Source organism: Streptomyces sp. NPDC090022 (assembly GCF_044748145.1).
Taxonomy (GTDB): Bacteria; Actinomycetota; Actinomycetes; order Streptomycetales; family Streptomycetaceae; genus Streptomyces.
On record NZ_JBIVFN010000062.1, the window covers coordinates 1 to 2,017 of the forward strand.

Below are 2,017 nucleotides of genomic sequence, written 5' to 3' on the forward strand. Positions count from 1 at the left end.
GCTTCGCTCCACTCCTGACAGGCCGTCCCGTCCCGGAAAGACAAGGACTGTCGGGACGCCCCCGAAAGAACGGGAGGTCGGCAATTCACCAAGGCCCAGGGTTCCAAGGCCCGCCCAGTGGCCCGGCCAGTCCGTTCTCCCCAGCGACAGGTGCGGGAGCCGGCCGGGAGGCCGGGGCGCGCCCGATCGCTACGCGCTCCTGTCTCTCAGCGGCCTCGGCCCGGCCGTGGCCGGACATAGGCCGCCATCGATCGCTACGCGCTCCTGCGGATGGGCGTCTGCGGCCCGGTTTGGGGCCCCAAAGCCTCCCAGGAGCGGGAAGTTGCGGGATAGGGGCACTGGCGGGAGGTCATCTGATCCACTTCGCCCGAGAGCCTCTCCGGAGCCCATAGAATGCCCGGATTGCCCCACTATGGCGGCCATTCTCGGGCTCGCACTCCCACTGACTGCCCGCTGGGTATCACCAGACGGGGGTCAGACGCCTGAGAGGGCGACCAGCGGCAATCTGAGGCGGCCTATGTCCGGCCACGGGCGGGCCGCAGCCGCTATGCCGGCCGAAGCGCGTAGCGATCAGGCGCGCCTGCTCGCCCGGGGCGGCTTTCGCAGCCTGGGGGGAGGGGGACCTGCCTGCCCGGCCCCTGGGTCGGCCCTTGGAACCCCCCGGGCATGGGAAAGCTGAGACCTCCCGCTCCTTCGGGGGCTTCCCGACAGTCCTTGTCATTCCGGGGTGGCCTGGCCTGTCAGGAGTGGAGCGAAGCGGAATCGCGCAGCGACGCGACGAAGGAGCGCTCTTGACAGGTCAGGTCGCCCCGGAAGGACCCTGAGGACTGACGGGCAGCCCCCGTACCCTTCTACTCCACTGGCCCGGCAAGGCCGAGGAAAGCGGACCAAGCGGCCGGGGTGAGGGCCAGCTGGGGCCCGGTCGGGTTCTTGGAGTCACGGACGTGGATGGTCGAGGGGCAGGCGGCCACCTCCACGCACTCGCCACCTTCGCCACTGCTGTACGTCGACTTCCGCCACTCGTACGCCACTTCCAGGCACTCGCCGCCTTCGCCGTCGCTGTAGCTGCTCTTGAACCAGGACAGGTCGATGGTGGTCATAGCTCTCCCAGCAACTTCTCGATCAGGTCCAGGGACTCGTCGGGCGTGAGCGCCTGTGCCCGGATGATCCCATAGCGTTCGCTGTAGACGCGTACCAGTTCGGGGTCCGTGATCAAGTTTGGATGTGCATAGATTTCGGTGTAGGCGACCTGCTGGCGGCCCTTCGGGCTGAGGAGGGTGAACGAGCCGTCCAGCGCGGCGTGTTCGCCTTGCTCGAAGGGCATGACCTGGAGCTCCACCGTGCGCAGCCGGCCGATCTCGATGAAGCGCTGCAACTGCCCCCTGTGGACTTCCCGTCCGCCGACGCGCCGGAGCAGCAAGCCCTCGTCCAGGACGAAGCTGAAGGTCGGAGACGGCCAGCGCTCGAAGAGCTTCTGGCGGTCCAACCGGTCCGCGACCCGCTTCTCGATCGTCGCCTCGTCGAGGAGCGGGCGACGCTTGGCGAAGACGGCGCGCGCGTGCGCCTCGGTCTGGAGCAGCCCCGGCACACCCTGGTGGCCGTAGTAGTGGAGGCCGGAGGCTTCCGCCTCCGCCTTCGCGTAACTCCTGAACCAGTCCGGATGCCGCGTTCGTGCCCTCCGCAGGGCCTCCTTCACGTCCGTGATCGCCGCCAGCAGCACCCCGTCCGCCCGCAGGACCACGTCCGCGCGTTCCAGGAAGTCCGGCTGCGGGATGCGGACGCCGCGTTCCATCGCGCTGATCAGGTCCTGGCCGACGTGGGTGAGGGCGGCCAGTTCCTTCTGCTGGAGGCCCGCGCGTTCGCGCAGGACTTTGATCATCTTGCCCAGGGCCCGGAAGAGGTAGGCGGTGCCGTCGACCTCAACGGGGCGTTCCGGCTGTTCTTCGCGGTCTGACAGGTCGCTCATCGGCTGAACCGTCCTCGTACGTACCGTGCGTACACGCAGATGCGGGCAGCC

The 2,017-nt window shown here is 68.6% G+C and carries 2 protein-coding genes; both read right to left on the minus strand.

The genetic code is table 11. The features are described from left to right. Positions 1-851 precede the first annotated feature (851 nt). A complete protein-coding gene (locus tag ACIPXB_RS37105; RefSeq protein WP_401457416.1) occupies positions 852-1,100 on the minus strand; it encodes a DUF397 domain-containing protein in 249 nt (82 codons plus the stop codon). Then, positions 1,097-1,966: a Scr1 family TA system antitoxin-like transcriptional regulator gene (locus tag ACIPXB_RS37110; protein WP_401457417.1), complete on the minus strand. Its 870-nt coding sequence runs from the start codon at positions 1,964-1,966 to the stop codon at positions 1,097-1,099. The genes ACIPXB_RS37105 and ACIPXB_RS37110 overlap by 4 nt, the downstream gene beginning before the upstream one ends. Positions 1,967-2,017: the final 51 nt, after the last annotated feature.

What these genes read in the sequence shown, in the direction of transcription:
- ACIPXB_RS37110 (WP_401457417.1), bottom strand. Translation starts at nt 1,966, where the DNA reads ATGAGCGACCTGTCAGACCGCGAAGAACAGCCGGAACGCCCCGTTGAG.
- ACIPXB_RS37105 (WP_401457416.1), bottom strand. Translation starts at nt 1,100, where the DNA reads ATGACCACCATCGACCTGTCCTGGTTCAAGAGCAGCTACAGCGACGGC.